The sequence below is a fragment of the Actinomycetospora sp. genome (assembly GCF_036497585.1).
Taxonomy (GTDB): domain Bacteria; phylum Actinomycetota; class Actinomycetes; order Mycobacteriales; family Pseudonocardiaceae; genus Actinomycetospora.
In genome coordinates, this window is record NZ_DASXJD010000224.1 from 65,357 (window position 1) to 89,237 (window position 23,881).

A 23,881-nucleotide genomic window follows, 5' to 3' on the forward strand; every position below is an offset into this window, starting at 1 on the left:
TCGGTCGTGCATCGATTCCGACTCCGTCACGTTCTCATTACTCGCGAGTAGCAGACCCCCGGACAGGTAGGGTCCATCGTCTGATGACCCCGCTCACGGCCGACGACCCCAGCGTCCCGTCCCCCCTCGACCGCTCCGGTCAGCCCCGTCCCGATCATGAGATCGACCGGACGGTGGCGCTCGCCGAGGATCTCCTCACCCGGCGCAGCGGGGCACGGGTACGGCTCGCGGACGCCGAGGACCTGGGGGGCAGCACCCGCTCGCGGGTGGTGCGGGTCCGGGTCGCGGAGAACCCGTTCTCGCTGCCGCGGACCCTCGTCGTGAAGCACTACCTCGCGGCGCCGGAGGCCGCGCCCATCGCCGGCCACGAGCGCGTCGACCCGTTCCCCTACGAGGCGGCGAGCTGCCAGCTGTTCACCGCGCTGCCCGCCGAGGACCGGGCGACGCCGACGCTCTACGCCAACGACCCGGAGCAGCGCCTGCTCGTCCTCGAGGACCTCGGCCGCTGCTCGAGCGTCGCGGACAAGCTCGACGGCGACGACCCGAAGGCCGCCGAGCGCGCCCTGCTCGGGGCCGCCCGCGCCCTGGGCAGTCTGCAGGCGGTCACCGCCGCCCGCGAGGGCGACTTCGGGGCGCTGCTGCGGCGTTCCGGCGTGCGCCACTGGCGCGATCCGCTGGCCGACGACGCCCGCTCCGCCCTCGCCGAGCTCCCCGACCTGCTCGCCCACCTGCTGCGCGTGGAGGCCGCCCCGGCGGCGGTCGCGCAGGCCCGCTCGGCGGCCGGCCTGCTCGGCGGCACCCACTACCGGGCCTTCAGCCCCTCCGAGGTCTCCCCGGAGAACTGCCTGCTCACCGGCGCGGGGGCCCGCTTCCTGGACTTCGAGTGGGGCTGCTTCCGCGACGTGGCGCTGACCGCCGCGTCGGTCCGGCTGCCGTTCCCCGGCTGGGGCCGGCCCGCGGTGCTCCCGACCGGGATGGCCGAGGCCATGACGGCGGCGTGGCAGTCGGAGGTCGCCGGTGTGTGGCCCGAGCTCGCCGACCTCGCCGTCTCCGGCCCCCGTCACCTGGCCGCGACGACGCTGTGGGTGTGGGTGTGCACCCGCTCCCTGCTGCCCGTCGTGGTGGACCGGGGCACCGTCCCCGAGCAGGTCGTCGTCGGGCGCCCGCCGGAGCACGCCGCGGCGGTGCTGGCGAGCTACTGGCGGCGGCTGCGCACCGACGCCGAGCGCCAGCGCGTCGAGGCCACCGCCGAGCTGGCCGACGCCGTCGTCGCCGCCCTCGAGCCCTACGGCGGCGACGAACCGTTGCCGTTCTTCCCGGCCTTCGCGCGGTGCACCCGGGGTCAGGAGGCCTGACCTCGGGCGGCCGCGGTGACACGGCCCAGCGAGCGGTCGGCGAGGGTCACGACGACGAACAGCGCGGCCGCGCCGAGCATGAACCAGGCGAGGTCGTGCATGCCCGGGGTGTCGGCACGCGGGGTGAGGAAGACCCCGCCCGCGGTCGAGGCGACGATCGCGCCCAGGTAGTAGAAGGTCCGCAGCAGCCCGGCGGACGAGCCGATCCGCTCGGGCGCGGCCTGGTGGTAGACCGCGTTCTGGTTGGCGAGGTTGTTCAGGCCCTGCGGCACGCCCGCGACGAGGGCGACCACGACGACGAGCCAGAGCGCGCTCGTCGGGCCCAGCGTCAGCAGCAGCCCGGCGACCACCACCTGTGTCACGGCACCGACCAGCAGCTTCCCGCGGATCTCGGGGCGGCGCCCGGTCAGCGTCGAGACCAGGATCCCGGTGCCGAACACCGGCAGCAGTACCAGGCCCGCGATCGACGGATCCAGGGCGCGTCCCTCCTCGAGCCACTGCGTGTAGCCGTAGAGCAGCGCGTACGACGAGACCGCGGTGAGCAGCGAGCGGGCGTAGGTCGCGAGCAGCGGGCCGTTGCCGCCCAGCAGGCGCAGGTCGAGGAACGGCGAGGACGTCCGCAGTTCCCACCCCACGAGCGCCGCCCCCGCCGCCACCGCCAGCACGGGCAGGAACCACAGCCGGAGCTCGGGATGGACGAGGAAGAGCAGCAGCGCCACGAGGGTCACGGAGAAGAGCACGATGCCGGCGAGGTCGATCCGCGCCGCGAGCCCGACCCGGACGCTCCGCCCCGCGAGCGGCTCTCGCGGCAACCGCCACGTCCCGAGGGCCAGGCACGCCAGCGCGAGCGGGGCGTTGACGGCGAAGGTGGCGTGCCAGCCGCCGACGGCGATGAGCAGGCCACCCAGGGCCGGCCCGACGACCGCCACCGTCTGGGTGGAGACGGCGAGGATCGTCAGGACGGTCTGCGGGCTGTCCCGCCCGGTGCGCTGCGCCTCGCTGTGGATCAGGTGCATCGCCGCCGGATAGCCCGCGCAGGTACCGAAGCCGATGAGCACCCGGGCGACGACGAGGACACCCAGTGCCGGGGCGAGCGTCCCGAGCACGCCGCCGACCCCGATGAGCACCGACCCCAGGAGGTAGAGCCGCCGCGGGCCGTACAGGTCGATGAGCCGCCCCACCACCGGCTGCCCGACCGCCGTCGCGAGGTAGAGGCCGGTGACCAGCCACGCCGTCTCCGCCGCGGGCGCCCCGAACGCGATCCCGATCGGCACCAACGCGACGGCGAGCATCGTCGAGTTGATCGGGTTGAGGATCGCGCCGAGGATCATCGGCAGGATCAGCCGACGGTCGAACGCCTCGTCGTCCCGCTCCGTGCCGCCCCGGCGCCGGAGCGGGAACGCCCTCACGCGACGAAGCGGGCGATGCGCTCCAGCGCCTGCTCGAGCTGGGGGAGCGAGGTCGCGTAGGAGCAGCGGACGTGCCCCTCACCGGACGGCCCGAACACGTCCCCGGGGACGACGGCGACCTTCTCCCGCTCGAGCAGGCCCTCGGCGAACTCCTGCGAGGTCATGCCCGTGGTGCGGATCGACGGGAAGACGTAGAAGGCCCCGCCCGGCTCCGGGCAGGTCAGCCCGAGCTCGCCGAGCCCCTTGGCGAACAGGCGCCGCCGACGGTCGTAGTCGGCGACCATCTCCTCGACGTCGTCCTGCGCGGTGCGCATCGCCTCCAGCGCAGCGATCTGGGACATGTGCGGCGCGCACAGCATCGTGTACTGGTGGATGCGGTGCATGAGGGCCGCGAGCGGCTCGGGGGCGCAGACGTAGCCGACCCGCCAGCCGGTCATCGCGTAGGACTTCGAGAACCCGCCGAGGGTCACCGTGCGCTCCCAGGCCCCCGGCGCGGCGGCCGCCGGGGTGTGGGTGCCGTCGTAGGTGAGCCGGTCGTAGATCTCGTCGGAGACCAGCCACAGGTCGTGCTCGACGGCCAGCGTGGCCAGCGCGGCGAGGTCGTGGGCGCTCTGCGCGGACCCCGTCGGGTTCGACGGCGAGCCGAAGAGGACCGCCTTCGTTCGCTCGGTGACCGCCGCCCCGATGAGCTCCGGGTCCAGCCGGTAGGCCTGCGCCGGGTCCAGCGCGACCGGCACCGGGGTGCCGCCGGCGAACGCGACGCAGGGCGCGTAGGCCACGTAGCAGGGCTCCGGGACGATGACCTCGTCGCCGGGGTTCAGGAGCGCCCGCAGCGTCAGGTCGAGCCCCTCCGAGACCCCCGAGGTGATCAGGCACTGGTCCTCGGGGCGGTAGCGCACGCCGTAGCGGTCGGCGAGGTCGGTGCACACCGCTTCGCGCAGCGCGAGCAGCCCGGAGTTGGAGGTGTACGTCGTCGCGCCGTGCTCGAGGGCGTGGATGGCGGCCTCGCGCGCGCTCCACGGCGTCGGGAAGTCCGGCTCGCCCACGCCGAGGGAGATGACCCCCTGCATGCCCTGGGCGAGGTCGAAGAACTTCCGGATCCCCGACGGCGGGACGGTGCGGACGATCTGCGAGAACGGCTTGCGCGGGCCCATCAGGGCGTCACCGACAGCCGCTGGTCGGGCTCGGGGTCGGTGAGCAGCTGGCCGTCGTCCTTGTAGCGCCGCAGCAGGAAGTGGGTGCTCGTCGCCGTGACCCGGTCGATCCCGGAGAGCTTCTGGGCGACGAAGTCGGCGACCTCCTTCAACGAGGACCCCTCCACCTCGACGCGCAGGTCCTGGGCCCCGCTGACCAGGTGGACCGCGCGGATCTCGCGGAACCGGGCGATACGCTCGGCGACGTCGTCGAACCCGCGCCCCCGCTCCGGCGCGACCGTGACGTCGACGAACGCGATCACCCGCTCGTCCCCGAAGCGGTCCCAGTCGACGACCGCCTTGTACCGCCGGATCACCCCCGAGGCCTCCCAGGCCGCGATCTGCTCGCGGACCCTGGCCTCCTCGAGCCCGGTCAGGGTCGCGATGCGCTCGACGCTCGCGTGCGCGTCGGCCTCCAGCACCGTGAGGATCTCCCGCATGGTCATCGACCCTATCCGGCGGGCGGCTCTTCCTCCTGAGCGAAGGGCACCTTCAGTCGGATAGATCGGCCAGGGGCGCCCGTCGCCGGAACGGGCGCGCCCGGCGCACGGTGAGCGAAGGGCACCTTCGGTCGGGTAGATCGACCGAAGGTGCCCGTCGCTCGGAAAGGCGGCCCCGGCGGCCGACGACGGGTGTCGGGGCCGCGCAGTAGCGTCGGGGGTGTGAGTGAGGAGGCCGACGGGGCGCTGTTCGACGTGGCGCCTCCCGAGCCGGTGCGGCGCCCGGCCGAGGAGGACCTGCGGCCCGTCACGCGGGGAGTCGTGGAGGACCGGCCCGCACCCCACGGTCACGAGGACGTCCGCCCGCCGCTGGCCGTCCGCATGCGCCCGGCGAGCCTCGACGAGGTCGTCGGGCAGGACCACCTGCTCGCCCCCGGCGCCCCGCTGCGCCGGCTCGTCGAGGGCGCCGCGCCCGCCTCGGTGCTGCTCCACGGACCGCCCGGCACCGGCAAGACCACCCTGGCCCGGCTGATCTCCCAGGCCACCGGCCGCTCGTTCGAGGCGCTCTCGGCCCTCTCGGCCGGGGTGAAGGAGGTCCGTGGGGTCATCGAGGTCGCCCGCCGTCGCCTCGCCGCCGCCTCGGCGGGCGGGCGGCCGACACAGACCGTGCTGTTCATCGACGAGATCCACCGGTTCTCCCGCACCCAGCAGGACGCGCTGCTCGGCGCGGTGGAGGACCGCGTCGTGCTGCTGGTCGGCGCGACCACCGAGAACCCCAGCTTCTCCGTCGTCGCCCCGCTGCTCTCCCGCAGCCTCGTCCTGGGCCTGCACGCGCTCGACGACGAGGCCGTCGGCACCCTGCTCGACCGCGCGGTCGCCGACGAGCGCGGCCTCGGTGGCGCCGTCACCCTCTCCGACGAGGCCCGCGAGCACCTCGTCCGGCTCGCCGCGGGCGACGGGCGTCGCAGCCTCACCGCCCTGGAGGCCGCGGCCGACGCCGTCCACGATCACGGCGAGATCACCCTCGCCGTCGTCGAGCAGGTCGTCGACGAGGTCGCGGTGCGCTACGACCGCGCGGGCGACCAGCACTACGACGTCGTCTCCGCGTTCATCAAGTCCATCCGCGGGTCGGACCCGGACGCCGCGCTGCACTACCTCGCCCGCATGATCGTCGCGGGGGAGGACCCGCGGTTCATCGCGCGGCGCCTGGTGGTGCACGCGAGCGAGGACGTCGGGCTCGCCGACCCCACGGCGCTGCAGGCCGCCACGGCCGCCGCCCAGGCGGTGCAGCTCATCGGGCTGCCGGAGTGCCGGATCGCGCTCGCCCAGGCCACGATCCACCTCGCCACCGCCCCGAAGTCGAACGCCGTCATCGCCGCGATCGACGCCGCGATGTCCGACGTGCGCTCCGGCGCCGCGGGGCCCGTCCCGCCCCACCTGCGCGACGGGCACTACGCGGGCGCGCAGAAGCTCGGCAACGCCGTCGGGTACCGCTACCCCCACGATGACCGCGCCGCCGTCGTAGCCCAGCAGTACCCGCCCGACGAGCTGGTGGGCCGCGACTACTACGAGCCGTCGGGACGCGGCGAGGAGCGCGCGATCGCCGAACGCCTGGCCCGGCTGCGGGATGTGGTGCGCGGCTGAAGGGAGGAGCGGCGACTCCCGGGGTGCAGCGCGGGGATCATGGTCATCCGGGTAGCCTTCCGCCACCCGCGCGGCGCGCCCGGTTCGTCCCGGCCCTCGTCAGCGGAAGACCAAGGCACCCAGCCGGAGGGGAAGTGACCGTGTCGGTCGGGCAGATCGCGGCGATCATCGCCGCGGCCGCGTTCGTGATCCTCGTGCTGCTGCTCGCGGTGCCGCTGCTCAAGCTGGGCCGCACGCTCGACGAGGCGACGATCGCGATCCGCAAGGCGCACGAGGGCTCGGCCCCGTTGCTGGACGACGCCCAGGTCACGCTGACCACGGTGAACACCCAGCTCGAGCGGGTCGACGGCGTCACCGCGAGCGCGCAGGCGGTCGCCGCGAACACGCGCGCGCTGAGCTCGCTGTTCACCGCGACCCTCGGCGGGCCGCTGGTGCGGGTCGCGGCCCTGTCATATGGGCTGCGCAAAGCCAGCCAGAACCGCAAACTGAAGAACGCAGCGCCCTCGAAGCGGTCCAACGGCAAGCGGAGTAGTCGCGGATGAAGCGCATGTTCTGGTTGGGGGTCGGCGTCGCCGTCGGAGTCGGCGCCTCCCGCAAGGTGTCCCAGGCCGCCCACCGCGCCAGCCCCGCGGGCGTCGGCGCCAGCCTCGGCGAGGGCCTGCGCGAGCTCGGGGCCGGTCTCGGCGCCTTCGGCGCGGAGGTCCGCGCCGGGATGGCCGAGCGCGAGGAGGAGCTCTACGCGCTCGTCGAGGACACCACCCGCATCGCGGTGCGGCCCGCGCTCCCGGCCCCGTCGGAGCCGGCGACCGCCGCGGGCCGGCACTCGCGAGCGCCTCGGCGGGGGGCCGCGGGCCGCTGAGCCCGCCTCACCGGTCCGGCCACTGCGGCGCCCCCGCTCCCACGTCCCGGAGATCCCTCCGGTGCCGGTCGGGCCCGACCGGCACCTGACACCCACGAGCAGGACACCGTGCAGACCCACGAGATCCGTCGACGTTTCCTCGCCCACTTCGAGAACGCCGGCCACACCCCCGTCCCCAGCGCCTCGCTGATCCTCGACGACCCGACGCTGCTGTTCGTCAACGCCGGGATGGTGCAGTTCAAGCCCTACTTCCTGGGCGAGGCCCCGCCGCCGTACGCCACGGCGACCTCGATCCAGAAGTGTGTGCGCACCGGCGACATCGAGAACGTCGGGCACACCACCCGCCACAACACGTTCTTCCAGATGGCGGGCAACTTCTCCTTCGGCGACTACTTCAAGGAAGGCGCGATCCGCCACGCCTGGGCGCTCGTCACGGGCTCCCAGGACGACGGCGGGTTCGGCTTCGACCCGGAGCGCATCTGGGTCACCGTCTACGAGAACGACGACGAGGCCGAGCGCATCTGGCACGAGGTCATCGGCCTGCCGTCCGAGCGCATCCAGCGCCGCGACGGCCGTGACAACTACTGGGACATGGGCATCCCCGGTCCCGGGGGGCCCTGCTCGGAGATCTACTACGACCGCGGCCCGGAATATGGACGGCCCGGCGGCCCCATTGCTGACGAGGACCGCTACCTCGAGATCTGGAACCTCGTCTTCATGCAGGACGTGCGGGGGGAGCAGAGCCCGAAGTACGGCGCCGCCCCCATCGGCGAGCTGCCCCAGAAGAACATCGACACCGGGATGGGCATCGAGCGCGTCGCGTTCCTGCTCCAGGGTGTCGACAACGTCTACGAGACCGACCTGCTCCGTCCGGTGATCGACCGGGTGCAGGAGCTCTCCGGGCGCTCCTACGACGAGGGCGGCGAGGAACAGCGCGTCCGCTTCCGCGTCATCGCCGACCACGTCCGCACCGGTGCGATGCTCATCGGCGACGGCGTCGTCCCCGGCAACGAGGGCCGGGGCTACGTGCTGCGCCGCCTGCTGCGCCGCGTCGTGCGCAACGCCCGCCTGCTCGGCATCACCGAGCCGGTGCTGGTCGACCTGGTCGGCGTCGTCCGCGACGCCATGAGCCCCTCCTACCCGGAGATCGCGACCAGCTACGAGCGCATCGCCGCCGTCGTGCGCCGCGAGGAGGAGGCCTTCCTCGCCACCCTGGCCACCGGCTCGCGCATCTTCGAGTCGGCGGTGGCCGAGACGCGTGCCGCCGGTTCGACGACGCTGCCGGGCTCGTCGGCCTTCGCGCTGCACGACACCTACGGCTTCCCGATCGACCTCACCCTCGAGATGGCCTCCGAGGCCGGGCTCGCCGTCGACGAGGGCGCCTTCCGCACGCTCATGGACGAGCAGCGGGCGCGGGCCAAGGCCGACGCCGCCGCCCGCAAGCACGGCGGCGCCGACGCCAGCGCCTACCGCGAGATCCTCGAGCGCGACGGGCTCACCGACTTCCTCGGCTACACCGACCAGCGCGCCGACGCCACGGTCGTCGGGCTCGTCGTCGACGGGGTCGGAGTCCCGGCCGCCACCGAGGGCGACGACGTCGAGGTCATGCTCGACCGCACCCCGTTCTACGCCGAGGGCGGTGGCCAGCAGGCCGACACCGGGCGGCTCTTCGGCGACGGGTTCACCGTCGAGATCACCGACGTCCAGACCCCGGTGCCCGGGCTCTCGGTGCACCGCGGACGCGTCCTGCACGGCGAGGTCACCCGCGACGCCCCCGTCTCCGCCCAGATCGACATGGAGCGGCGCGCCGCGATCTCCCGCTCGCACACCGCCACCCATCTGGTGCACGCCGGCATGCGCAAGGCCCTGGGCGACTCCGCCGCCCAGGCCGGCTCGCTCAACGCCCCCGGCCGGCTGCGGTTCGACTTCACCTCGCCCGAGGGCGCCGTCCCGACCACCGTGCTCGCCGACGTCGAGGACGAGGTCAACGCGGTGCTCCTCGGCGACGACGAGGTGCGCGCCTTCGTCACGAGCATGGACGAGGCCCGCAAGCTCGGCGCCGTCGCGCTGTTCGGCGAGAAGTACGGCGACGCGGTGCGGATCGTCGAGGTCGGCGACTACTCCCGCGAGCTCTGCGGCGGGACGCACGTCGGCCGGGCCGGTCAGCTCGGGCTGGTGAAGCTGCTGTCGGAGGGCTCGATCGGGTCGGGCGTCCGCCGCGTCGAGGCCCTCGTCGGCATCGACGCCTTCCGGTTCCTCGCCCGCGAGCACGTGCTGGTCAACCAGCTCGCCGAGCAGTTCCGCGCCCAGCCCGAGGAGCTGCCCGAGCGCATCTCCGGGGTGGTGGAGCGGCTGCGCGCCGCCGAGAAGGAGCTCGAGAACGTCCGTGCCCGGGAGGTGCTCGCCTCGGCGGGTGCCCTGGCCGACGCCGCCGACGACGTCGGCGGGATCGCGCTGGTGGCCTCCCGGACCCCCGACGGCGTCGGGGGCGGCGACCTGCGCACCCTCGCCTCGGACGTCCGCGGCCGGCTCGGCGACCGGCCCGGCGTCGTCGCGCTGTTCGCCCCGGACGGCGAGAAGGTCTCCTTCGTGGTCGCGACGACGGCCGCGGCCCGCGACCGGGGCCTGGCGGCCGGCGACCTCGTCAAGAGGTTCGCCCCGGCGATCGGCGGCCGTGGCGGCGGCAAGGCCGACCTCGCCCAGGGCGGTGGCTCGCCGGCGGGCGGACCGGGCGGGATCGACGCCGGCATCGGGGCCGCCATCGACGCCCTGCGCGCGCAGGTCGCCGGGACGGCGGGCTAGGTGCGCTCCGCGCCGGTGAGCAGTAATCCGCCCTATGACACGGATTAGTGCCCACATGCCCGGACGGATCCTGGGGGTCGACGTCGGCGCGGTGCGCGTCGGCGTCGCCCTCTCCGATCCGGCCGGGACCCTCGCGACCCCCCTCGTTACCCTCGATCGCGACGAGACGACGTGGTCCGACCTGGACCGGCTGGTGGAGCTCGTCACCGAGCACGAGGTGGTCGAGGTGGTCGTGGGCCTACCCCGCACGCTCGCCGGGCGCGAGGGTCCGGCGGCGCAGGCGGCCCGGGCCTACGTCGACGACCTGCGCGAGGTGCTCGCCGAGAACTCGATGACCGACCTCCCGGTCACCCTCGCCGACGAGCGACTCACCACCGTCTCGGCCATTCGCATGCTCTCCGACCGCGGCGTCAAGGGCCGCGCGCAGCGCCGCGTCATCGACCAGGCCGCCGCCGTGGAGATCCTGCAGACGTGGCTGGACGCGCGCCGCCGCCCCGAGCCCGGCGAGGGCCCGTGACCGGAACCGACCGCCGCGACGGCGGCAGGCGGCTGGTGCCGATGGCGACGGTCGCCGTCCGCCCGGCAACGGCACGCGGGGGCGACCAACGCCCGGCCGAGCAGGAATCGAGCCACGGCGGCGGCCGCCCCGCGGCCGTCCCGCGGCGCAGCCGCGGGCTCCGTCGCCCCCCGGGCGAGGAGGAGCGCACGACCGGGACCGCCGGCGAGGGCCGTGCCCGGGCGGCGAGCCCCGGGCACGAGGACGCGGTCACCGACACCCTGCGCCGCGACGACGCCGTCACCGACACCCTGCACCGCGACGGCGCGGTCACCGGACTCCCGACGACGCCGTCGCGCGTCCCGCTGCCCGAGCCGGCCCGGCGCTCCGGGCCCCGCGACGCACGCGAGGCCCGACCGTCCGACTCCCGGCCGCCGGGGGCCCGGCCCACGCCGCCGACCGGCCACGAACCGACCGCTCCGGCCCCGGCGCAGGCCTCGTCGTCGCCCGACCCCGATCCGGACGACGCCGACGACGACGACGCGCTCGGTGGCCTCGTCCCGGTGTCCTCCGAGGACTCCGCGCCAGCCGACGGGGACACCCGCCGTCGTCGGCGCCTGGTGTGGCCCGCCGTCGCGGGCGTGCTGGTCCTCGCCCTGGCCGGCGGGGCGTTCTTCGCCCGCGACCTGTGGGGCGTGTTCTTCCCGCCGGACTTCGCGGGCCCGGCCACCGGCCACGTCGTCGTGCAGGTCGCCGACGGGGACTCGACCCGCGACATCGGCGAGACCCTCGTCGCCGACGGAGTGGTCGCCTCCGCCCGCGGGTTCGGCGACGCGGCCGAGGACGACCCGCGGGGCCGCGGCATCCAGCCCGGCTTCTACGACATGCAGCGCGGGATGCCCGCCGCCACCGCGGTCACCCGGATGCTCGACCCGGCGAACCGGCTGGGGCGCCTCGAGGTCCGGGGCGGCACCCAGCTCGACGACACCGCGGGTGCCGGCTCGGCCCGCGTCCCCGGCGTCCTGAGCCTGATCTCGCAGGCCACCTGCGTGGTCGCGGACTCCGGGCAACGACGGTGCACCTCGGCCGACGACCTGCGTCGCACCATGGTCGCCACCGACCCCGCCCAGCTCGGCGTCCCGGACTGGGCGCTCGCCGACGTCCGCCGGGCCGCGCCCGAGCGGCGGCTCGAGGGCCTCGTCGCACCGGGCACCTACGACGTGACCCCGGGCGCCGACGCCCGCACGGCGCTCGCGTCCGTGGTGCGGACCTCGACGGGCCGGCTGGAGGCGGCCGGGCTCGTGAGCGGCGCCGCCGCGAACAACGTGAGCCCGTACCAGGCGCTCGTCGTCGGCTCGCTGGCCGAGCGGGAGGGCGTCGAGCAGGACTTCGGCAAGATCGCCCGGGTCGTCTACAACCGGTTGCCGATCCCGATGCGCCTGCAGCTCGACTCGACGATCAACTACCCGCTAGACCGGCAGACGCTGCTCACCACGCCCGTCGACCGGGCCGCGCCCGGGCCCTACAACACGTACCTCGACTTCGGGCTCCCGCCGACGCCGATCGGCGCGGTGTCGACCCCGGCGCTGCAGGCCGCGATCTCGCCCGCGCCGGGGGGCTGGATCTACTTCGTCAAGTGCGAGCCGGACGGCGCCTCGTGCTTCGCGGTCACGCCCGCCGAGCACGACGCGAACCGGCGGCTCGCGCAGGCACGCGGGGTCTACTGAGTGGCCGGTGACGGGGCGCGCCGGGCCGCGGTGCTCGGGTCGCCGGTCGCGCACTCGCTCTCCCCGGTGCTCCACGGGGCCGCGTACGAGGCGCTCGGGCTGACCGGCTGGACCTACGAGCACATCGAGTGCGACGACGTCGCGCTGCCCGGGCTCGTGCGCGGGCTCGGGACGGAGTGGGCGGGCCTGTCGGTGACGATGCCGGGGAAGCGGGCCGCGCTCGAGGTCGCGGCGACGGCGTCGGACCGGGCGCGGCGTCTCGGCGTGGCGAACACCCTGGTCCGGGCCCGGGCCGGGTGGGCGGCCGACTGCACCGACGTCGACGGGGTGGCCGGGGCGTTGCGCGGCGCGGGGGTGCGCAGCGTGCCCGGGATCGCGGCCGGGACGGTGGACGCGGTGCTGCTCGGCGCGGGCGGCACGGCCTCGGCGGCGGTCGGGGCGCTCTACGAGCTCGGGAACGAGGCGGTGACCGTCGTCGTGCGGGACCCGGCGCGCGCCGCCGACACCCTCGACGTGGCCCGCTCCTACGGCATCGCGCGGCGCGCGGTCCGCTTCGACGAGGTGCGCGACGAGGATCTGGCGCGGGCGAAGGCGCTGATCAACACGACCCCGGCGGGCGCGGTGGACGAGGCCCTGGCCGCGCGGCTGGTGGATGCCCTGCCGGCCTGGGCGGTGGTGCTGGACGCGGTGTACCACCCGTGGCCGACACCGTTGGCCGCGGCCGCGCAGCAGCGGGGGCTCGCGGTGGCGACCGGGCTGGACATGCTGCTCCACCAGGCGTTCGGGCAGGTCGAGCAGTTCACCGGCCGACCGGCCCCGCGCGCCGCGATGCACCAGGCGTTGGTCCGCGCGACTGGGTTCGAGGTCCGTTCGCCGTAGCGGTCCGTCCCCAGCGGCACCGCGGGGTCGAGTTGTCCCCAGGCCGGGACGCCGGAGGTGACGCGCCGGGGCCCGGCGCCGCACGCTCGTCGTCGTGACCGGTTCTCTCCCGCTCGGCGTCCTGCCGGGCGTCGTGCTCGCGCTCGTCGGCGGGGCGCTGCTCGGGGCGGCCGTGCGGGCGGGGGTCGCCCGGGTGCGGCGCCCGGTGCTCCTCCCGTGGGGCTGGTGCGTGCTGGGGACGGCGGCGGGGTGCGGGGTGGTGGCGACGGCGGCCGTGGTCGGGGCGGTGACCCCGGCGCGGGTGCCGGTACTGCTGGTGGTGACGGTGCTGGCGGTGGCGGGCGCGGGCACCGACGCGGTCGCGGGCCGGTTGCCCGACGTCCTCACCGTGCCGGCGCTCGTGCTGGGGCTGGGCGCGCTCGGATCGTCCGGGTCGGTGGTGGCGGGGCTCGTCGGGGCGGCGGTGCTCGGGGGCCTGCACGCCGGGGTGGCCCTCGTCGCGCCGGCGGCGCTCGGGGGCGGGGACGTCAAGCTGGCCGCCGCGCTCGGCGGCCCGCTCGCGGCGGCCGGGTGGTGGGCGCTCGCCCTCGCCCCGGCGCTGGCCGCGGTGGTGCTCGTCGTCGTGGCGCGGGTGCTGCGGCGACGGGCGGTGCCGCTCGGCCCGTCGCTGCTGGGCGTGAGTTGGCTCCTGCTCCTGGCAGCAGGGTGAGAGCCGTGCGGACGACGTGGAACGATGGCGGGGTGCTGCGGTGGTTGACGGCGGGTGAGTCGCACGGTCCGGCCCTGATGGCGGTCCTCGAGGGCATGGTCGCGGGGGTGTCGGTGTCCTCGAAGGAGGTCACGGCCGAGCTCGCGCGCCGGCGCCTGGGCTACGGCCGGGGGGCTCGGATGAGCTTCGAGGCCGACGAGCTCGAGATCCTCGGCGGGGTGCGGCACGGCCTGACCCAGGGCGGCCCGGTGGCGATGCGGATCGGGAACACCGAGTGGCCGAAGTGGGAGACCGTGATGGCCCCGGACCCGGTCGACCCGGAGCTGCTCGAGGGCCGGGCCCGCAACGCCCCGCTGACCCGCCCCCGGCCGGGGCACGCGGACCTCGCGGGCATGACCAAGTACGGGTTCGACGAGTCCCGCCCGGTGCTCGAACGGGCCTCGGCGCGGGAGACGGCGGCCAAGGTGGCCCTGGGCGCGGTGGCCAAGGCCTTCCTGGCGCAGGCACTCGGGGTCGAGGTGCTCTCCCACGTCGTCTCGCTGGGCACCGCCGAGGCCACCGAGGGCGCCATCCCGCAGCCCGGCGACGGCGAGCGCATCGACGCCTCCCCGGTGAGGGCCGTCGACGAGGCCTCGACCGCGGCGATGGTGGCCGAGGTCGACGCGGCGAAGGAGGACGGCGACACTCTCGGCGGGGTCGTGGAGGTCGTCGCGCACGGGCTGCCGGTGGGGCTGGGCTCCTACGTGCAGGCCGACCGGCGGCTCGACGCCCGCCTGGCCGGGGCGCTCATGGGCATCCAGGCGATGAAGGGCGTGGAGATCGGCGACGGGTTCACCACCGCCCGGCGGCGGGGCTCGGCCGCCCACGACGAGATCGACCCCGCTGACGGCTCGGGTGTCGATCGGGCGTCCAACCGCGCCGGCGGCATCGAGGGCGGCATGACCAACGGCGAGCCGCTCCGCGCCCGGGTGGCGATGAAGCCGATCTCGACGGTGCCCCGCGCGCTGCGCACGGTCGACCTCGCCACCGGCGAGGCGACCACCGCCCACCACCAGCGCTCGGACGTGTGCGCGGTCCCCGCGGCCGGGGTGGTCGCCGAGGCGCTGGTCGCGATGGTGCTCGCCGATGCCGCCCTGGAGAAGTTCGGCGGGGACTCCCTGGCCGAGACGGCCCGCAACGCCGCGGCGTACCGCGACGCGATCGACCCGATGCGCGAGGTGCACCGGTGAGCCCCACCGCCGTGCTCGTCGGCCCGCCGGGCGCGGGGAAGACGACCGTCGGGACGCTGCTCGCCGCCCGGCTCGGGGTCTCCTTCGCCGACACCGACGACCTGGTCGAGGCCCGCGCGGGGCGCGTCATCGCCGACATCTTCACCAGCGACGGCGAGCCCGCGTTCCGGGCGCTCGAGCGCGAGGCCGTCGCCGAGGCGCTACGCTCCCACACCGGGGTCCTGGCCCTCGGCGGGGGAGCGGTGCTCGCCGAGGAGACGCAGGGCGCGCTGCGGGGGCACCCGGTCGTGCTGCTCACCGTCGGGCTGGCCGCCGGCGTCCGCCGTACGGGGCTGTCCACGGCCCGGCCGCTGCTGGCCGGGGTCAACCCGCGGGCCACGTTCGCGGCGCTGCTCGCCGAACGGCTCCCGGTCTACCGCGCCGTCGCCGTCCACGAGATCGCGACCGACGACCGCACGGCGGACGAGGTCGTCGACGCCGTGCACGCCGCCCTCGTCCCGGCGCCCGACGCCCCGGTGGGCCACGGTGGTTGACCCGACGACGGTCCGCGTCGCGTCGGGCAGCCCGTACGACGTGGTGGTCGGTCGCGGCATCACCGGCGCCGTCGCCGCGTCGCTCACCGACGGCGGGGCGCTCGCCGGGGTGGCCCGTGTGGCGGTCCTGCACCAGCCCGCGGTGGAGCCGGTCGCGCTGGCCGTCGCCGAGGGGCTCGAGGCGGCCGGCGCCGACGTGCGCCGGGTCGAGCTGCCCGACGGCGAGGACGGCAAGAACCTCGCCACCGCCGGGTTCTGCTGGGAGGTGCTCGGGCGGATCGGGCTCACCCGCTCCGACGCCGTCGTCGCCGTCGGCGGGGGAGCGGCCACCGACCTCGGCGGCTTCGTCGCCGCGGGCTGGATGCGTGGCGTGCGGGTGGTCCACGTCCCGACGACGCTGCTCGCGATGGTCGACGCCGCGGTCGGCGGGAAGACCGGGATCAACACCGGGGCGGGGAAGAACCTCGTGGGCGCCTTCCACGAGCCGGCCGCGGTGATCGCCGACCTCGACAGCCTCACCACGGTCGGCGCCGAGGAGATCGCCGCCGGCATGGCCGAGGTGATCAAGACGGGGTTCATCGCCGACCCCGAGATCCTCACCCTGGTGGAGGCGGACCCCAAGGCGGCGCTCGACCCGGCCGGCCCGGTGCTCGCCGAGCTGGTGGTCCGCTCGGTGCGCGTCAAGGCCGAGGTGGTGGCCGCCGACCTCCGCGAATCGCACCTGCGCGAGATCCTCAACTACGGGCACACCCTCGGCCACGCCGTCGAGCGCCGGGAGGACTATCGCTGGCGCCACGGCGAGGCCGTCGCCGTCGGGCTCGTCTTCGCCGCCGAGCTCGCCCGCCGCGCCGGGCGCCTCGACGACGCCACCGCCGACCGTCACCGCGACGTCCTCGCCTCGGTCGGCCTGCCCACCCGTTACGAGGCCGACGCCCTGCCGGAGCTCGTCGAGTACATGAAGGTCGACAAGAAGAGCCGCGGCGCGCTGCTGCGCTTCGTCGTCCTCGACGGGCTCGCCCGCCCCGCCCGCCTCGAGGGCCCCGGCGCGGACGACCTCGAGGCCGCCTATTCGTCCCTGACCGGCTGAGACGATCACCGGCCGAACGCGCGCGTGGCCGCGTCCGGACTGCGGGTAGATCCGCGGCCCTGCGGCACCAGGAGTTCCTCAGCGGGGTGGCCACCCGCGCCGGCCTCGAGACCACCGACGACGCCCGCCTCGCTGACGGTGCGGGCGCGCACCGAGAGCCTGCAGGTCGTCACCGAGCTCGACGTCGCGCTGGCCGAGCGGGTCGACGACGCCGTGGCGACGGTCGGCTCCGGCGGCTGACCCGCCCGGGCGTGGCCGGGGCCCGCTGCCATGCTGGGCGCATGCGGGTCTCGGTGGTCTCGGTGCCGGTGAGCGACCAGGAGCGGGCCCGGGCGTTCTACGTCGAGGTGCTCGGGTTCGAGACGGTCGCCGACGCGACGTTCGGGCCCGGGATGCGGTGGGTCCAGGTCGCCCCGCCCGGGTCGGCGACGACGTTCGCACTGGTGACGTGGTTCGCGGAGATGCCGGCGGGCAGCCTGCGCGGGCTCGTCCTCGACACCGACGACCTCGACGCCACCCGCCGCGACCTCGTCGACCGCGGCGCCGAGGTTTCCGAGCCGTCCGACCAGCCCGGCGGGCGCTTCTGCTTCCTCGCCGACCCGGACGGGAACGTGCTCGGCCTGCACCAGGCGTAGGCCCGGGCCGGGCTCCGTTCCGGCGAGGGGCCCGTCTCGCCGGCTCTACCGACCGGTGGGCCCCTTCGCTCGACACCGACCCGCCTACACCGCCCCGGCGCCGACGACGGCGTCGACCGGCGGCACGGGCGGCTCCTCCCGACCCCCGGCCCGGGCTGCACCGATGCCCGCCGTCACGACCAGCACGATCCCGACGATGCCGAGCAGGCGCGGCAGCTGCCCGAGCACCACCGCCCCGACGATCAGCGCGATGGCGGGCTCGAGTGCCATGAGCGTGCCGAACGCGCCCGTGGTGAGCCGGCGCAGCGCCAGCATCTCCAGGGCGAAGGGGACCACGGGCAGCAGGAGCCCGAGGCCGAGGCCGGCGAGGAGCACCGTCGGGGTGAGGGCCGGGATCAGCCCCGGCACCGTCATGCCCGCCACGACGGCGCTCACCACCCCGGCCACCGGCATCGAGACCGCGAGGCCCTGCAGGCCGGTCACCTGGTCGCCGACCCGCTGGGTGAGCAGGATGTAGCCCGCCCAGCAGGCGGCCGCGGCCAGCGCGAAGCCCAGGCCGACCGGGTCCACCCCGCTCCGCCACGGCTCGGTCAGCAGCAGCACCCCGGCCGCCGCCAGGACCGGCCACACCAGCCCCCGGCCGCGGCCGCGCAGGACGGCCACCCCCAGCGGCCCCAGGAACTCCACGGCGCTCGCCGTGCCCAGCGGGATGCGGGGGACGGCGGCCATGAACAGCATCGTCAGGCCCGCCGTGACCACCCCGAGCAGGGCGGCGGCGCGCAGGCTCGACCGCGTGAACGACGACGGCCGCGGCCGCACGATCACCAGCAGCAGCACCCCCGCCCACACCAGCCGCAGCGCGGCCACACCCTCGGCGGGCAGGCGCGCGAACAGGTCGACCGAGGCGGCGAGGCCGAGCTGCACGCAGGACATGGAGCCGAGGGCGAGCGCCGCACCGGTGCGGGCACGAGGCGAGGTCACGACCGGCAGTCAACGCGGCCCCGACCGTCCGCGTCCACGTGAGAATCGTGGACACACCGTTCAGTGATACCGGACGATCGGGGGGTGGACACGCGGCGCCTGCCCTTCCTCGTCGAGCTCGCCCGCCTGGGCTCCATGCGGGCGGTGGCCGACCGGCTGCACACCTCGACGTCGTCGGTGTCCCAGCAGATCGCGACGCTCTCCCGCGAGGCCGGGGCGCCGCTCGTCGAGCCCGACGGCCGGCGGGTGCGCCTCACCCCGGCCGGGTGGCGCCTCGCCCAGCACGCCCAGGAGATCCTCGCGGCCGTCGACGCCGCCCGGCACGACCTCGACCCCCACGGCGAACCGGCGGGCACCGTCCGGGTGGCCGGCTTCGCGACGGCCGTGCGGCGCTCGCTCATGCCGGTCGTCGCGGCCTTCGCCCACGAGCACCCCCGGGTCCGGCTGACCATCCGCGAGCACGAGCCCACCGAGGCCCTCGCCCTGCTCGCCGACGACGCCGTCGACCTCGGGCTGGTCTACGACTACGACCTCGCCCCGTCGGCCATCCCGGAGCCCGCCGTCGCGCTCACCGGGGCCCCGCTGTGGGAGGCGCGGTGGGGCCTCGGGGTTCCCGACGACGACCGCGCCCGCGCGGTGGCGGACGCGGCGGCCCCCGCGGCCGCCGTCGTCGGGACCTACGCCGGCGACGACTGGATCGGGAACTCGCGCAACCGCGCCGACGAGGACGTCGTGCGCCTGCTGGCCTCGACGGCCGGCTTCGAGCCCCGGATGACCCACGAGGCCGACAGCCTCGACCTGGTCGAGGACCTCGTGGTCGCCGGGCTCGGCGTCGGGCTGCTGCCCGTGGACCGTGCCGTCCGCGCCGGGGTCCGGGTGCTGGAGCTCCGCGACCCGCAGGTGCGGTTGCGCTGCCGGTGGGTCACCCGCCGCGGCCGGGCCTCGTGGCCGCCGCTCGCGCTGGTGCTCGCGGCGCTCCGGTGATCAGCTCTCGGGGTCGGTGCCGGCGGGGTCGGTGCCGGCGGGGTCGGTGCCCGGGCGGCGCAGGCCGAACCGGCGCCGGCGCGTGCTGCGGGGCTGGTCGTCGGCGTCCCCGTCGGCGTCCCCGTGGCCGGCCCGGGACCCGGTCGTGCCGTCGGCCTGGGCGGGCAGGGGCGTCACCGGCGGCAGTACGGCCACGACGGGGGAGGCGTACCCGCTGTCGCGGGCGGCGGGGGTCGGCGACGAGGGCGTCTCCCCGAACGGGCCACCGCCGAAGGGCACCCGCGCCGGGTCGTCGCCCCGGGACCCGGAGCGGCGCGACGCGGCGGGAGCCGGGGAGGGGCGCGCCGGAGCGGGGCCGGCCGGGGCCGGGGTCTCCGGGGCCCGTCCCGCCTCCCGAGCCTCGCGCTCCTCGAGGCGGCGGGCACGGCGGGCGGCCACCCGCTCGGCGGTCGAGGCGGGCAGGACCGGGGCCCCGCCGGCCTCACCGGCGCGCGTGGACGGGATCGCGTCCTCGCCGACCGGCTCGTCGACGTCGGCGCCCGGGTCGTCGGCGGCCCGCGGGTCGCCGGAGCGGCGCAGCGAGATCCACCCGAACCGCGAGCCCAGGGACACCGACGCGAGCACCAGGAGCACCGTGAACGACGCCCGCCCCACCAGCGCGGACCCGAGGTCCTCGACGCCGACCGAGTCCACGAACAGCGCCAGCAGGACCCACGTGAGCAGGCCGGCCGCGGGACCCGTCGCCAGCGAGGCCTTCAACCAGGTCCACTCCGGCGGGATGCGGTCGGCGATGACCTCCGCGCCGCCCCACACGAGGCCGACGAGCAGCAGCAGGCCGAGCAGCAGGATCGTCCACAGCAGGGTCTGGTCGACGAACCGTGACGAGAGCGCGACGAACGCCGTCTGCCCCACGCCGTAGAGCAGCGTCATGACCAGAGCCCGCAGCACCCAGGGACGCACGGGCCCACCGTACGGTGCGCCGCGTCACCTCCCGTCGGCGCCGTCGGCCCTAGGCTGCGCCGGTGACCCCGCGGACCACCCTCACCCCCAGCGCGCACCCGGCCGGGGCCCGTCGTCGGGAGGCGCTGCGGGCGGCGCTGCGCGGGGCCGACCTCGACGCGCTGCTCGTGACCGACCTGGTCAACGTGCGCTACCTCGCGGGGTTCACCGGGTCGAATGCCGCGTTGCTCGTCCACGCCGCCGACGGCCCGGGCGACGAGGCCCGCACGGTGCTCGCCACCGACGGCCGCTACACCACCCAGGCGGTCGCGGAGACCCCCGAGCTCCCGCTGCTCGTCGAGCGGGGGTGCGGGCCGGCCCTGCTGCACGCGACGACGGCGGGCGCGGTCGGGTTCGACAGCGCCCAGGTCACCGTCGACGCCCTCGACATGCTGACCGCGGCCACCGAGGCCGACCTGCGCCGGGCCCCCGGGCTCGTGGAGCGCCTCCGCGCGGTCAAGGACGACGACGAGGTCGACGCCCTGCGCCTGGCCTGCGCGGCCGCCGACGCCGCGCTCGCCGGCGCCGTCGCGGACGGGGTCCTCGCCCCCGGGCACACCGAGCGGGAGGTGGCCCGCGAGCTGGAGGAGCGCATGGTCGCCCACGGCGCGTCGGGCCCGAGCTTCGAGACGATCGTGGCCGCCGGCGGCAACTCCGCGATCCCGCACCACCGGCCCTCGGACGCCCCCCTCGCGGCCGGCGACCTCGTCACGATGGACTTCGGCGCGCTCGTCGACGGCTACCACTCGGACATGACGCGCACCGTGCTCGTCGGGCCCGAGGACGCCGTCGCCGACTGGCAGCGCGAGGTCTACGCCCTCGTCGACGCGGCCGCGGCCGCCGGGCGGGCCGCGCTGCGCCCCGGCGTCGCGACCAGCGACGTCGACGGCGCCGCCCGCGAGGTCATCACCGCCGCGGGCTACGGCGAGCACTTCGTGCACCCGGTCGGGCACGGCGTCGGGCTCGTCATCCACGAGGCTCCGGCGATGGGCGCGACGGCGACCGCTACCCTGGAGGCAGGCATGACGGTCACCGTCGAGCCGGGCGTGTACCTCCCCGGTCGCGGCGGCGTGCGGATCGAGGACACCCTGGTCGTCACCGCGTCCGGGGCCGAACCGCTGACCGCGTCGACGCGGGATCTGCTGGTCCTGGGCTGACGCGGGACCGACCCGGAGACCGCCCGGGACGAGATCGAGCACAGGAGCGACGCAGCAGTGGCGACGACGAACGACCTGAAGAACGGCCTGGTGCTGCGGATCGACGGCAACCTCTGGTCCGTCACCGAGTTCCAGCACGTCAAGCCGGGCAAGGGCGGCGCCTTCGTCCGGACGACGCTGAAGAACGTCATGACCGGCAAGGTCGTGGACAAGACGTTCAACGCGGGCACCAAGGTGGAGACGGCCAACGTCGACCGCCGCGACATGACCTACCTCTACCGCGACGGCGACGACTTCGTGTTCATGGACGCGAACGACTACGAGCAGATTCCGGTCCCGGGGCAGACCGTCGGGGACAAGGCGCGCTTCCTGCTGGAGAACCAGGAGGTGCAGGTGTCCTTCAACGACGGCGTGCCGCTGTTCATCGAGATGCCGGCCTCGGTCGAGCTGGAGATCACCCACACCGACCCGGGCGTGCAGGGCGACCGTTCCACCGGGGGCACCAAGCCGGCGACGGTGTCGACGGGCGCGGAGATCCAGGTCCCGCTGTTCCTGGAGACCGGGACCAAGGTCAAGGTCGACACCCGCGACGGCCGGTACCTCGGCCGCGTCTCCTCCTAGTGGGAGACGGAGCGCAGCGGAGCTCGACCCGGCCAGGAAAGCCGTCGAGGGAGGCTCCGGTCCGCAAGGGGTCCCGCTCGAAGGCCCGCAAGCGCGCGCTGGACATCCTCTTCGAGTCCGAGGCCCGCGGCGAGGACCCGCTCGACGTGCTGCGCCGCCGGATCTCGGGCGCGGACGCGCCGCCGGTGTCGGACTTCGCGCAGACCCTGGTCGAGGGCGTCGTCGCGCACCGGGACCACATCGACGCCTCCCTCGGCGAGATGGCGCGCGGGTGGTCGGTGGAGCGGATGGCGGCGGTCGACCGCGCGATCCTGCGGATCGGGGCCTTCGAGGTGCTGTTCACCGACGACGTCGACGATGCGGTCGCCATCGACGAGGCGATCCTGCTGGCCCGGGAGCTCTCGACCGACGACTCGCCCCGGTTCGTCAACGGGGTGCTGGCAGGGCTGGCGTCGGGGCGGCGGGAGCCGGTGGCGGCGCCGGAGCGGGAGCGGGTCGAGGTGCCGCCCGACGCGCAGCTCGAGGCCGCGGCGGGGTCCGCGGCCGAGGAGGGCACGGCGGACTGAGCGAAGGGGCCCGTCGGTCGATCTATCCGCACGGCGGCGCCCCTCGCTCGCGGGGCATCTCCGGTCGGCGTTCCGGCGAAGGGCGCCCCTGGCTCATCTACTCGAGCGACGGGGCCCTTCGCTCGGAACGGCCGGCGGGTCAGTCCTCGCGGACGACCCGCGCCTCGGGCGGCAGCACGCCCCACTCGACGAGCTGCTCGGACAGGTCGCCCGGCGTCATGTCGTAGATGATCGCGAGCGAGCGCAGGTCCTCGTTGCGGATGGAGAGGACCTTGCCGTTGTAGTCACCGCGCTGGCTCTGGATGGCCGCCGCGTAGCGGGCGAGCGGACCCGCCTTGTCGGCCGGGAGGGCCTGCAGCCGCTCCAGGTTGATGACGATCTTGGCGGCCGGCTCGGAGCCCGAGTGGATGCGCCCCTCCGGCAGCAGCTCGGCCACCGGCACGCCGTAGAAGTCCGCGAGCTCGGCGAGCTTCTGGACGGTCACGGCGCGGTCACCGCGCTCGTAGGACCCCACGACGACGGCCTTCCAGCGTCCGCCCGACTTCTGCTCGACGCCGTGCAGCGAGAGTCCCTGCTGCTGCCGGATCCCCCGAAGCTTGGCGCCCAGCGCCTTCGCATAGTCGCCCATTGGCGGCACCCCGTTCCCGACGCGTCGGTCGGCCCGACCGCCCGACGCTCCCTGCTGAAGTCGATACGGAGAGTGATGATGCGCCCTCTGCGATCACGAGGTCAAGCCGGGGTCGGATCGCTGGTCGTCGGGTGTGTCGCGCGGCACGCGGATCCGGTCGGGTGGTCCGCGTCCCCGTCCCTCCGACGCCCACCGTGATCGTCTGGATGCAGAGCGCCCGCCGACCGGGTCCGGCGGTTGCCCGGGCGGCCCGAACGATCGCGTTCCGTGGCTGATAATCTCGGACTTGAACCCCATCGACATCCTTTAAGAGCCGTCCCGCGAGGCGGAGAAGGAGGTCCCCGAGTGCCCACGCGGCGCCGGGGCGGTCCCGGGCCGGGTGGTGCGACGAACGCCGAGGGTGAGCGCGAACTGCTCTCGTCGGCGGACGTGGCGCGCACCGTCGCCCGGATCGCCCACGAGATCCTCGAGAAGACGGCGGGCTCCGGTGCACGGGTCGTGCTCCTCGGACTGCCCACCCGCGGCGTCCACCTCGCTCACCGCCTCGCCGAGCGGATTCACGCGATCGGCGCCGGGAGCGACGGCGAGTCCGTGACGGTCGATGTCGGGACCCTCGACCCGACCCTCTACCGCGACGACCTGCGCCGCCAGCCCACGCGCCCCCTCGCCGAGACCGAGATCCCCGCCGCCGGGATCGACGACGTCACCGTCGTGCTCGTCGACGACGTGCTGATGTCCGGGCGCACGGTGCGCGCGGCCCTCGACGCGCTGCGCGACCACGGCCGGCCGCGCGCCGTCCAGCTGGCCGTCCTGGTCGACCGCGGGCACCGCGAGTTGCCGATCCGCGCGGACTACGTCGGGAAGAACGTCCCGACCAACCGCGGCGAGGACGTCGCGGTGTCGCTGGTGGAGTCCGACGGCCACGACGGGGTGACGCTGCGGTGAGCG

At 75.5% G+C, this 23,881-nt stretch carries 24 protein-coding genes; 18 read left to right on the plus strand and 6 right to left on the minus strand.

The window, feature by feature from the left end:
- Nucleotides 1-83: 83 nt before the first annotated feature.
- Entirely contained in the window at nt 84-1,355 is a 1,272-nt protein-coding gene (locus tag VGH76_RS23435) for a hypothetical protein (RefSeq protein ID WP_331559151.1), read from the plus strand.
- Here the strand turns inward: VGH76_RS23435 and VGH76_RS23440 are convergent.
- The 3 genes from VGH76_RS23440 to VGH76_RS23450 are packed head-to-tail and all read right to left on the minus strand — an operon-like array spanning nt 1,343 to nt 4,397.
- Nucleotides 1,343-2,764 (minus strand): MFS transporter, encoded by a 1,422-nt coding sequence (locus VGH76_RS23440; RefSeq protein WP_331559152.1) that lies wholly within the window; start codon nt 2,762-2,764, stop codon nt 1,343-1,345. The genes VGH76_RS23435 and VGH76_RS23440 overlap by 13 nt on opposite strands.
- Complete coding sequence (locus tag VGH76_RS23445) at nt 2,761-3,918, minus strand: aminotransferase class I/II-fold pyridoxal phosphate-dependent enzyme (protein WP_331559153.1); 1,158 nt, start codon at nt 3,916-3,918, stop codon at nt 2,761-2,763. The genes VGH76_RS23440 and VGH76_RS23445 overlap by 4 nt, the downstream gene beginning before the upstream one ends.
- On the minus strand, nt 3,918-4,397 hold the full coding sequence (locus VGH76_RS23450) for an Lrp/AsnC family transcriptional regulator (protein ID WP_331559154.1): 480 nt from the start codon (nt 4,395-4,397) through the stop codon (nt 3,918-3,920). Before VGH76_RS23450 ends, VGH76_RS23445 begins: the two co-directional genes overlap by 1 nt.
- Before the next feature lie 321 nt (nt 4,398-4,718).
- On the opposite strand from VGH76_RS23450, the gene VGH76_RS23455 reads away from it, so the two are divergent.
- The 12 genes from VGH76_RS23455 to VGH76_RS23510 all read left to right on the plus strand — a co-directional run bounded on the left by VGH76_RS23455 (nt 4,719) and on the right by VGH76_RS23510 (nt 16,997).
- Nucleotides 4,719-6,041, plus strand: a complete 1,323-nt coding sequence (locus VGH76_RS23455; RefSeq protein ID WP_331559223.1) for a replication-associated recombination protein A — start codon at nt 4,719-4,721, stop codon at nt 6,039-6,041.
- Between the two features lie 140 nt (nt 6,042-6,181).
- A complete protein-coding gene (locus VGH76_RS23460; protein WP_331559225.1) occupies nt 6,182-6,583 on the plus strand; it encodes a DUF948 domain-containing protein in 402 nt (133 codons plus the stop codon).
- Nucleotides 6,580-6,900: a hypothetical protein gene (locus tag VGH76_RS23465; RefSeq protein WP_331559155.1), complete on the plus strand. Its 321-nt coding sequence runs from the start codon at nt 6,580-6,582 to the stop codon at nt 6,898-6,900. The genes VGH76_RS23460 and VGH76_RS23465 overlap by 4 nt, the downstream gene beginning before the upstream one ends.
- Nucleotides 6,901-7,008: 108 nt before the next feature.
- Nucleotides 7,009-9,702, plus strand: a complete 2,694-nt coding sequence (alaS, locus tag VGH76_RS23470; protein WP_331559156.1) for an alanine--tRNA ligase — start codon at nt 7,009-7,011, stop codon at nt 9,700-9,702.
- Nucleotides 9,703-9,757: 55 nt separating this feature from the next.
- Nucleotides 9,758-10,219, plus strand: a complete 462-nt coding sequence (ruvX, locus tag VGH76_RS23475) for a Holliday junction resolvase RuvX (RefSeq protein WP_331559157.1) — start codon at nt 9,758-9,760, stop codon at nt 10,217-10,219.
- Entirely contained in the window at nt 10,216-11,925 is a 1,710-nt protein-coding gene (locus VGH76_RS23480) for an endolytic transglycosylase MltG (RefSeq protein ID WP_331559158.1), read from the plus strand. Before ruvX ends, VGH76_RS23480 begins: the two co-directional genes overlap by 4 nt.
- Nucleotides 11,926-12,804: a shikimate dehydrogenase gene (locus tag VGH76_RS23485; RefSeq protein WP_331559159.1), complete on the plus strand. Its 879-nt coding sequence runs from the start codon at nt 11,926-11,928 to the stop codon at nt 12,802-12,804.
- A 94-nt stretch (nt 12,805-12,898) separates the two neighbouring features.
- Entirely contained in the window at nt 12,899-13,513 is a 615-nt protein-coding gene (locus tag VGH76_RS23490; RefSeq protein ID WP_331559160.1) for a prepilin peptidase, read from the plus strand.
- A gap of 32 nt (nt 13,514-13,545) precedes the next feature.
- Nucleotides 13,546-14,742: a chorismate synthase gene (gene aroC, locus VGH76_RS23495; RefSeq protein WP_331559226.1), complete on the plus strand. Its 1,197-nt coding sequence runs from the start codon at nt 13,546-13,548 to the stop codon at nt 14,740-14,742.
- Nucleotides 14,739-15,275: a shikimate kinase gene (locus VGH76_RS23500; protein ID WP_331559161.1), complete on the plus strand. Its 537-nt coding sequence runs from the start codon at nt 14,739-14,741 to the stop codon at nt 15,273-15,275. Before aroC ends, VGH76_RS23500 begins: the two co-directional genes overlap by 4 nt.
- On the plus strand, nt 15,268-16,362 hold the full coding sequence (gene aroB / locus VGH76_RS23505) for a 3-dehydroquinate synthase (protein ID WP_331559162.1): 1,095 nt from the start codon (nt 15,268-15,270) through the stop codon (nt 16,360-16,362). Before VGH76_RS23500 ends, aroB begins: the two co-directional genes overlap by 8 nt.
- A gap of 281 nt (nt 16,363-16,643) precedes the next feature.
- Nucleotides 16,644-16,997 carry a VOC family protein gene (locus tag VGH76_RS23510; protein WP_331559163.1) on the plus strand — a complete coding sequence of 118 codons (354 nt, stop codon included), beginning with the start codon at nt 16,644-16,646 and terminating at the stop codon, nt 16,995-16,997.
- Between the two features lie 84 nt (nt 16,998-17,081).
- Here the strand turns inward: VGH76_RS23510 and VGH76_RS23515 are convergent, their stop codons facing one another.
- Nucleotides 17,082-17,978, minus strand: coding sequence for an EamA family transporter (locus VGH76_RS23515; protein WP_331559164.1), 897 nt, complete (start codon nt 17,976-17,978; stop codon nt 17,082-17,084).
- Between the two features lie 84 nt (nt 17,979-18,062).
- Between VGH76_RS23515 and VGH76_RS23520 the strand changes: the two genes are divergently transcribed.
- Nucleotides 18,063-18,962 carry a LysR family transcriptional regulator gene (locus VGH76_RS23520; protein ID WP_331559165.1) on the plus strand — a complete coding sequence of 300 codons (900 nt, stop codon included), beginning with the start codon at nt 18,063-18,065 and terminating at the stop codon, nt 18,960-18,962.
- On the opposite strand, the gene VGH76_RS23525 is transcribed toward VGH76_RS23520, so the two are convergent.
- A complete protein-coding gene (locus VGH76_RS23525; RefSeq protein WP_331559166.1) occupies nt 18,963-19,922 on the minus strand; it encodes a hypothetical protein in 960 nt (319 codons plus the stop codon).
- Between the two features lie 62 nt (nt 19,923-19,984).
- Here VGH76_RS23525 and VGH76_RS23530 point away from each other — a divergent pair, with 62 nt between their 5' ends.
- The 3 genes from VGH76_RS23530 to nusB are packed head-to-tail and all read left to right on the plus strand — an operon-like array spanning nt 19,985 to nt 22,305.
- The gene (locus VGH76_RS23530; RefSeq protein ID WP_331559167.1) at nt 19,985-21,118 is read left to right on the plus strand and encodes an aminopeptidase P family protein; all 1,134 of its coding nucleotides are present in this window, start codon (nt 19,985-19,987) and stop codon (nt 21,116-21,118) included.
- Nucleotides 21,119-21,175: 57 nt separating this feature from the next.
- Nucleotides 21,176-21,739 carry an elongation factor P gene (gene efp, locus VGH76_RS23535; RefSeq protein ID WP_331559169.1) on the plus strand — a complete coding sequence of 188 codons (564 nt, stop codon included), beginning with the start codon at nt 21,176-21,178 and terminating at the stop codon, nt 21,737-21,739.
- Nucleotides 21,739-22,305, plus strand: coding sequence for a transcription antitermination factor NusB (nusB, locus tag VGH76_RS23540; RefSeq protein ID WP_331559170.1), 567 nt, complete (start codon nt 21,739-21,741; stop codon nt 22,303-22,305). The genes efp and nusB overlap by 1 nt, the downstream gene beginning before the upstream one ends.
- Nucleotides 22,306-22,444: 139 nt before the next feature.
- On the opposite strand, the gene VGH76_RS23545 is transcribed toward nusB, so the two are convergent.
- Nucleotides 22,445-22,933, minus strand: a complete 489-nt coding sequence (locus VGH76_RS23545) for a transcriptional regulator (RefSeq protein ID WP_331559171.1) — start codon at nt 22,931-22,933, stop codon at nt 22,445-22,447.
- 345 nt (nt 22,934-23,278) lie between these two features.
- On the opposite strand from VGH76_RS23545, the gene pyrR reads away from it, so the two are divergent.
- On the plus strand, nt 23,279-23,878 hold the full coding sequence (pyrR, locus tag VGH76_RS23550; protein WP_331559172.1) for a bifunctional pyr operon transcriptional regulator/uracil phosphoribosyltransferase PyrR: 600 nt from the start codon (nt 23,279-23,281) through the stop codon (nt 23,876-23,878).
- Nucleotides 23,879-23,881: the final 3 nt, after the last annotated feature.

What these genes read in the sequence shown, in the direction of transcription:
- VGH76_RS23450 (WP_331559154.1), bottom strand. Translation starts at nt 4,397, where the DNA reads ATGCGGGAGATCCTCACGGTGCTGGAGGCCGACGCGCACGCGAGCGTC.
- VGH76_RS23545 (WP_331559171.1), bottom strand. Translation starts at nt 22,933, where the DNA reads ATGGGCGACTATGCGAAGGCGCTGGGCGCCAAGCTTCGGGGGATCCGG.
- VGH76_RS23435 (WP_331559151.1), top strand. Translation starts at nt 84, where the DNA reads ATGACCCCGCTCACGGCCGACGACCCCAGCGTCCCGTCCCCCCTCGAC.
- VGH76_RS23445 (WP_331559153.1), bottom strand. Translation starts at nt 3,918, where the DNA reads ATGGGCCCGCGCAAGCCGTTCTCGCAGATCGTCCGCACCGTCCCGCCG.
- ruvX (WP_331559157.1), top strand. Translation starts at nt 9,758, where the DNA reads ATGCCCGGACGGATCCTGGGGGTCGACGTCGGCGCGGTGCGCGTCGGC.
- VGH76_RS23510 (WP_331559163.1), top strand. Translation starts at nt 16,644, where the DNA reads ATGCGGGTCTCGGTGGTCTCGGTGCCGGTGAGCGACCAGGAGCGGGCC.
- VGH76_RS23465 (WP_331559155.1), top strand. Translation starts at nt 6,580, where the DNA reads ATGAAGCGCATGTTCTGGTTGGGGGTCGGCGTCGCCGTCGGAGTCGGC.